7 protein-coding genes and 2 pseudogenes are annotated in these 7,290 nt (G+C 43.3%); 5 read left to right on the plus strand and 4 right to left on the minus strand.

Annotated elements, in window-relative coordinates:
• The 3 genes and pseudogenes from IM485_RS19745 to IM485_RS19755 all read right to left on the minus strand — a co-directional run.
• Positions 1 to 190, minus strand: a pseudogene (locus tag IM485_RS19745) (helix-turn-helix domain-containing protein); the annotation flags it as partial.
• Positions 191 to 248: 58 nt separating this feature from the next.
• Complete coding sequence (locus IM485_RS19750; RefSeq protein ID WP_287745133.1) at positions 249 to 926, minus strand: hypothetical protein; 678 nt, start codon at positions 924 to 926, stop codon at positions 249 to 251.
• Positions 927 to 1,106: 180 nt separating this feature from the next.
• Positions 1,107 to 1,268 carry a CAB/ELIP/HLIP family chlorophyll-binding protein gene (locus IM485_RS19755; protein ID WP_487353236.1) on the minus strand — a complete coding sequence of 54 codons (162 nt, stop codon included), beginning with the start codon at positions 1,266 to 1,268 and terminating at the stop codon, positions 1,107 to 1,109.
• Positions 1,269 to 1,526: 258 nt separating this feature from the next.
• On the opposite strand from IM485_RS19755, the gene IM485_RS19760 reads away from it, so the two are divergent.
• A complete protein-coding gene (locus IM485_RS19760) occupies positions 1,527 to 3,089 on the plus strand; it encodes a B12-binding domain-containing radical SAM protein (protein ID WP_104398060.1) in 1,563 nt (520 codons plus the stop codon).
• A gap of 261 nt (positions 3,090 to 3,350) precedes the next feature.
• A complete protein-coding gene (locus IM485_RS19765; protein ID WP_104398059.1) occupies positions 3,351 to 4,424 on the plus strand; it encodes an AOC03_06830 family ribosome hibernation factor in 1,074 nt (357 codons plus the stop codon).
• Between the two features lie 2 nt (positions 4,425 to 4,426).
• On the opposite strand, the gene IM485_RS19770 is transcribed toward IM485_RS19765, so the two are convergent.
• Positions 4,427 to 4,870 carry a molybdenum cofactor biosynthesis protein MoaE gene (locus IM485_RS19770; RefSeq protein ID WP_104398058.1) on the minus strand — a complete coding sequence of 148 codons (444 nt, stop codon included), beginning with the start codon at positions 4,868 to 4,870 and terminating at the stop codon, positions 4,427 to 4,429.
• Positions 4,871 to 4,996: 126 nt separating this feature from the next.
• On the opposite strand from IM485_RS19770, the pseudogene IM485_RS22855 reads away from it, so the two are divergent.
• The 3 genes and pseudogenes from IM485_RS22855 to IM485_RS23100 all read left to right on the plus strand — a co-directional run.
• Positions 4,997 to 5,339: pseudogene (locus IM485_RS22855) on the plus strand (IS982 family transposase); the annotation flags it as partial.
• Positions 5,340 to 5,735: 396 nt separating this feature from the next.
• Entirely contained in the window at positions 5,736 to 7,013 is a 1,278-nt protein-coding gene (locus tag IM485_RS19780) for a recombinase family protein (RefSeq protein ID WP_104398057.1), read from the plus strand.
• A 146-nt stretch (positions 7,014 to 7,159) separates the two neighbouring features.
• A partial coding sequence (locus IM485_RS23100; protein ID WP_502882197.1) for an IS1634 family transposase N-terminal domain-related protein occupies positions 7,160 to 7,290 on the plus strand: 131 nt, incomplete at its 3' end.

The following is a 7,290-nucleotide window of genomic DNA, read 5'->3' on the forward strand; positions in this document are numbered from 1 at the left end:
CTCGCTTTCAGCTTGTGCTGTGTCAGGTAGATAGCAGCCGAGGGAACTTTGATTCCTTCTTAATTCTCGCTCTGGTCGTGCTTTGATGACATCCGAGCCAGACGGCCATTTGCCGTTGAGATAAATTTCCCTCTTGACTAATTTGGTAGAGCAAGTTTCTTTGTTCTATGTTAAGGTGTTTTCGGCTCATTTTTGGGTCTGATTTGTGTTTGTTAATGATCAGACAGTACCTGATGAGTCTTTCTTTGTCAACTCTTGAGGTTGATGCGTTTCATTTTTGAATTGGCGTTTTTTTTATTTACAGTACCATCAATAGCAGTTTTAACTTTATTGATCGAATCTCGAATAAGTTTACCAAAATCAGCGGTTAAATTTTTCAAAATGTTGGCGATTTCTGTAGGAGCAGATTGCAAGCGTTGAATAACTTTCTTGATTTCTGCTAGGATAGTACGGGGTTGAGTCAGAATTTCATCCAAGCTACTAAGAATCCTTTTGAGCGGACCTGTCAACTGAGATTCGATTTCATTGGCAATGACTTTTTTCAAATCAGCAATAATTTGTTCATCACTTCGCGCTGTGGCACTTTTCAGTAAGTTGTCTAACTTTTTTTTGGTGGGAGTTGACTCTTTTATATTAGGGTCGTTGTTAACTTTTGCAGTAACTAATCTTTGACGTAGAGCAGTCATACGAGTTAACAAATCTCGATAATCTACCGCAAATTCCGCAGGGGGATTAAAATTGTCCAAAAGTGGCTTGCTGCGATTCCATTCAGCCGTAAAATCCTCCGATGCTTTTTGATAGTTGTTCCAAGCTTGGTTTAACTCATTCTTGGCGTTACTGATCGCAATGTTAGTTAAATTAGCCGAACCTCCCCCAGTCCCTTTACTGTTGCCTTTTGCCTCTTGCCTCTTGCCTCGTCTCAACAAGCAATTTAAATTACGAACAGCTTACTACTCACTACTTAGCTTCACCATGAGTGATTATTGTTGACTGATCACTGAAAAATCTCCCCAACCTCCCACTTAAAAAGGGAAAGAGCTATGCTCCTCCCCTTTTTTGATAATTTATTCAAGATGATTGTAGATGCACAGCAATCGAGGCTCAAATTACATTAGGCCTAATTGAGCAAGGATGCCTTTGTGGGTTAAGTATTCCGTAGCTACGCCAATAACGAAACCGAGCATGGCTAAACGACCATTCCAGTTTTCAGCGAAAGCGGTGAAGCCGAGTTTGTTTTCTTGCTTATCCATGGTGAATTGCCTTCCTATAAGAAAATTGCGTTTAAGTCAAGTGCTTGATATTTAATGTAACATAACTTTCCCGACTATGCAACATTTCTTTACATAAATTTTATTGATGTTGACCATAAACTTTTATGGGGGTAGGGTCAAGGTTTGGCAATGGCGGCCGAAAAACAAGCCTGATCCTAGTTCTAGGACTAAATAACCGTTTTCCCATCCCTGACCGAAAAAGATTACAATCAAGCGAAAGGTCAAGAATCGATCGCCATCGAGCGAGGAGTGAATATGCGTGCCTTACTGATTTATCCCGTTTTTCCGCCGACTTTCTGGTCCTATAACAAAATTCTGGAATTAGTCGATCGCAAAGTATTACTTCCTCCCCTGGGTATGGTGACGGTGGCGGCGATTTTACCGCAGGAATGGGAATTTAAACTGGTCGATCGCAATATTCGGGCAGTGACAGAAGCAGAATGGGACTGGGCCGAAATAGTGATTCTTTCCGGCATGATTGTGCAACGTCAAGATTTAATCGAACAAATTCACGAAGCCAAGCAACGGGGTAAACTGGTGGCCGTGGGGGGTCCCTATCCCACTTCTATCCCCCACGAAGTGGCCGAGGCCGATTTTCTGATCCTCGATGAGGGAGAAATCACCATCCCGATGTTTGTGGAAGCATTGGCAAGAGGAGAAACCAAAGGTGTTTTCCGCACCACAGAAAAACCCGATGTGACAATTACCCCGGTTCCACGCTACGATCTGCTCGATTTTGAAGCTTATGATTCCATGTCAGTGCAGTTTTCGCGCGGCTGTCCCTTCCAGTGCGAATTTTGCGATATTATCGTTCTCTACGGTCGTAAACCCCGCACCAAAACCCCCGCACAATTATTAAAAGAATTAGATTATCTCTACGAATTAGGTTGGCGCCGGGGCGTGTTCATGGTGGATGATAATTTTATCGGCAACAAGCGCAACGTTAAATTACTCCTCAAAGAATTAAAAGTTTGGCAAGAAGAACACCAGTATCCTTTCCGGTTTAACACGGAAGCATCGGTAGATTTAGCCGCCGATCCCGAATTAATGGAAATGATGGTCGATTGTTATTTTGATGCGGTCTTTTTAGGTATTGAAACCCCCGACGAAGAAAGTTTACAATTAACCAAAAAATTCCAAAATACCCGTAGTTCCTTAACCGAGACGGTAGAAAAGATTATTAAAGCCGGATTGCGCCCTATGGCGGGATTTATCATCGGTTTTGATGGCGAGAAAAAAGGAGCAGCCGAACGCATCATTAATTTTGTCGAAGAAGCGGCCATTCCCACGGCTCTCTTTGGAATGTTACAAGCTTTACCGAATACCGCCCTATGGACTCGCTTGGAAAAAGAAGGGCGACTACGATTAACGGGGAAACAGGACATTAACCAAAGTACCCTGATGAATTTCGTTCCCACCCGGCCGATCGAAGATATTGCCACAGAATATATTGAAGCCTTCTGGACATTGTACGATCCGGAGGTATTTCTCGATCGCACCTATCGCTGTTTCCTGAAATTAGGGGCACCTAAAGCTAAACCTGCCTTTAAACTGCCTCGCCGGGCTGATCTCTATGCCCTAGCGGTAATTATCTGGCGACAGGGCTTTAAACGTTCCACTCGCTGGAAATTCTGGCAGAATTTATTCGGTATTTTGCGTCATAATCCCGCCAATGCCGAACACTATATCACTGTCTGCGCCCACAACGAGCATTTCCTTGAATACCGTCAGATTGTCCGGGATGAAATTACGGCACAATTAGCCGAATTCCAACGCCAAGAGGCATTAATGGCGGAAAAAACCGCCATAGCGGCCTAATTATTCCGAGGATGGGTAAATAAACCCATCCTTAATATTTTCTGTCCTGATGGTGGACGATCAATAAATCAATAATATTCCTAGTTTTCTGGTTAAAAATTCCCTCAATCTCTGCCAAAGCAATTCAGTATAAATTCTTAATTTTCTAGATATAATTACATTTTTTCCCTAAAATGTTAGCTGGAATACTGAATAAATCGAGAAAATCTGGATAAAGCCAGTATTTTTAGCTCCTTAACCCTATCAATCAAGCTAAAATCAATGATTACTCGTCAAGAACTTAAGAAACTACAATCCCTAACTCAAATACCCGCCCTTTCCATTCTCTTACCTACCCATCGCACCTCACCGGATAACAAACAAGACCCTATTCTCGTTAAAAATTTGGTCGATGAAGCAAAGCGCCGATTATCGGAAGAATTCTCTAAACGTGAAATCGAACCTTTGTTCGATCGCCTCGATAGTCTAGTAGCTGAAATAGATTATCCTTATACTCTAGACGGATTAGCTCTCTATATTGGTCCGGATATTGCCAAGCTTTATAACCTGCCTTTTTCTGTCCAGGCAAGAGTTGTCATCGATAAAACCTTTGCCACACGGGATTTAGTTTATGGATTACATCGAGAACAACCCTATTGGCTGTTACTATTAAGTCAGGGTTCTACTCGTTTAATCTCAGCTACAGGAGAAACTCTTGAAGAAATTCGCGATCAGAATTTTCCCCTAGAAATGACTGGACCGGGGGCCACCGCACCACTGCCCTTTGATGCCGATACCAGTTATCTAGATGATAGAATCCGACGATTTTTCCAACAGGTAGATAATGCTCTGGGTGAATATGTTGATGATTCTTCCCCTTTGATTGTGGGTGGAGTGGTTCGTCAAATTTCCTTCTTTCAAGAAGTTTCACAGTACACATCAGCAATTGTTGGCACTTTAACCGGCAATTTTGACAAAACCTCACTGTCAGAATTAATTCCACAAGTATTGCCGATTATGCATTCAGTGCGTCAGACTCAAAAAACTGAAGCCCTGCAAGCTTTGGACGCAGCAGTCAGCGCTCAAAAAGTTATCTCTACCCTGGGAGAAGTGTGGCGTTTAGCGCAGGAAGGTCGAGGAAAATTGTTATTAGTGGATAAAAATTACCATGTACCCGCAGTTTTAAGCGAAAATGGTGATTTGATACTGGTGGAAAACGTCGGTGGTACGGAGGTAATCGATGATGCAGTGGATGAAATTATCGAAGTGGTATTGGCCAAGGGAGGACGTGTAGCTTTAGTCGATGAAGATTCCTTGAACGATTACCAAAAAATTGCCTTAATTTTGCGTTATTAGACCTAATGCGCCGTTTCACAGGCCCCAATACTAACCCATTGACTAGAACCATCAGACCAGTATTCTTTTTTCCAGATGGGGGCATTATGCTTGAGAGTATCAATAGCATAACGACAGGCTGCGAAAGCTTCCCCCCGATGGGGACAACCCACCGCTACTAAGACGCTAATTTCACCGATTTTGAGCTTACCAGTGCGATGGTGAATGACAACTCGATTGGTGTCGGGCCAGGTTTGCCGAATTTGCCGAGCAATTTGCCGGAAAACCTCCATCGCCATGGGTTCGTAGGCCTGATAATCAAGATAAATAACTGGTTTACCGTCGGTTTGCTCCCGTACAGTGCCACTCATTAGTACAACAGCACCATTAGCTCCATCGTCGGCTAATTGATATACTTCCTGCAAAGATAGAGGAGCAAAACTGATGCGAAAATTATCTTGAGTCATGGATGCTTTTTTCAGTGATCAGTAAACAGTAAATAGTAAATAACGTCAGTTCGGGATAAGGGAGGGAAGAAAAGGCGGGAGCTAGTAAGCTGAAAAATATATAAACTCAGCACCCCCAATCCATCTATGTCTAGTCTAGAAGCTCTTTTCTGTCCTGTCGATGACGGATGCCGTGTATTTGAACCTAAATTAGAACAGACAACGCTTTGGCCCGATAATAAAGCTCATAAACGTATTCCATCAAAACCACTACCGTAATTTTCAACATTTCTACCTCGATCCTGTTTGTCTCTACTGGCGACAAGAGTTCCCCCAACTGCCTAGCTATCAAAGTTTTATCGAATGGATGCCCTCGACTCTCATCCCTTTGTGCGTTTACTGGAAGCATTGTTTTGGTCGTTGCAGGGGGATTAGCTTTGTCGATGCCAGCAAAATTCAGGTCTGCCATAATCGCCGCATCAGTAGTCATACTAAATCCGTTGAATATATAGCGTTTTTCAGTCTGCTGAGGTACAAAAGTTATCGGTTTTAGGCAAAAGGCAAAAGGTAAAGAAAAATAGGTGTACCTCACTAGCTTAGGAAACGCTATAGACCACATAGGGTCTGCTGAATAAATCTAAAAACCTTGTTGCATAAAACTTTTAGACTTTTTTCCCCTCAAAAAGTGCCAGCCATTGCGGGGATCGGGGGGAAAATTCCAGGACTTTTTCTCTGAAAATTAGATAATTGACCAGATGAGAATCGGTAAAAACCTACACCCTACACCCGTTCGGCGGTTCGGCTGAGCTCACGGCCGAAGCCCACACCCTGCCCCCACGAAAAACTTTTTCAGCAAACCCTATCTATAGGATGATTTCGGCAAAACATGAAAATTATCGCCTACACCTATACTAACCCCCTGCTCGATAGTCCCCCCGATGCCTCGATTTGGGCCTATTCTCCCGAACAAGTGTATCAGGATTTTGGTGATCGCTCACAACGGCAGCAACTGCTCCGCGATTGTCAAGGTACTCCCCCCCGACTGCTGATCCTGCGTCGCCTAGCAGAATTGGGAGACAATGGCACGGAAGTTAGCAAAATTTTACAATCCTTAGAAGCCCTCGACATAGATATAATTGCCCTAGAAGACCTAGATTATAAGCTGAATTTTGCCAAGATTCTGCAAGAAATATCAAAAAACGAACTAAGTAATCATTTAAAAGCAGGTCACGCTCACAATCGTCTGCAAGCTTTGCCTCCCCCCGGAAAAGCACCCTACGGTTATCGTCGTGGCAAGGAGCGTTATATACTCGATCGCAGTACCGCACCAGTAGTCAAAGACTTTTTTGATCGCTTTTTGATTTCCGCTTCCCTGCGTTCCACGGTGCGCTATCTAGAAAAACGCTACGGCAAAAAGATATCGGTAGCTACTGCCCATAAATGGCTGACTAATCCCGTTTATCGCGGCGATTTGTGCTATCTAGGTCAAGATATTATCCCCGATACCCACACCCCGATTATCTCCCGGGAAGAAGCAGCCCAGATCGATCGCATCCTGAGAAATAATCGCAAATTACCCCCCCGCAGTGCCAGCGCTCCGCGTTCCTTAGCGGGTTTAGTCGTCTGTAGTCAATGTCAATCGGGGATGACGATTACCAAAGTGACAGCGCGAGGAAAGGGACTAGAATACCTCTATTTGCGACCTTTGCAATGTCCCCGGACAAAAAAATGTTCGGCTATCGCTTATGAGAAAATTCTCGACATCACAATCGAGCGCATTTGTCAAGACCTACCACCGACGATCGCCCAGATATCTTTACCAGATTTAGAGGCGATCAAACGGAGAATGAGCGAGGAAATAGGGCAAAAAAACGATATTTTGTCGCAATTGCCCTCCCTAGAAGCGGCGGGAATTTTAGATCAAGAAACGGCTAATCTCAGAGCCTATAAACTGAAAAACGAGATCGCGCAGATTCAAGGACGTTTAGACCAATTACCCCCCGATAACCTGACTATTATCGCTCGTGCCGTTGCTTTTCCGCAATTTTGGCGAGATTTATCGGAAATCGAGCGCCGTTTTTATTTTCGTGAGTTTATCCGTCGCATTGAAATCGAGAGAGAAACGGCTAATAATTGGCATTTACGTTTAATATTCGTTTTTTAACTGAACTTCCCCCATACATATATACCATAATAGCCGAAACCCTTATCCATCAATGGATATACCCCTTAACTTTTCTTAATGTACCCATGTAATTTGTAAAATTTATTAATGGACAAGAATTCTCTCTATTTGCTAAAATGATAGCCATGTATATAGAAAAAGTTCCTAACCGTAATTCCCCCCCCGCCGTTCTTCTTCGGGAGTCCTACCGAGAAGGAGATCAAGTCAAAAAAAGAACCCTGGCCAATCTCTCAAAATTACCCGATGATATTATCGA

The organism is Microcystis sp. M169S2 (genome assembly GCF_020245865.1).
Lineage (GTDB): Bacteria > Cyanobacteriota > Cyanobacteriia > Cyanobacteriales > Microcystaceae > Microcystis > Microcystis ichthyoblabe_A.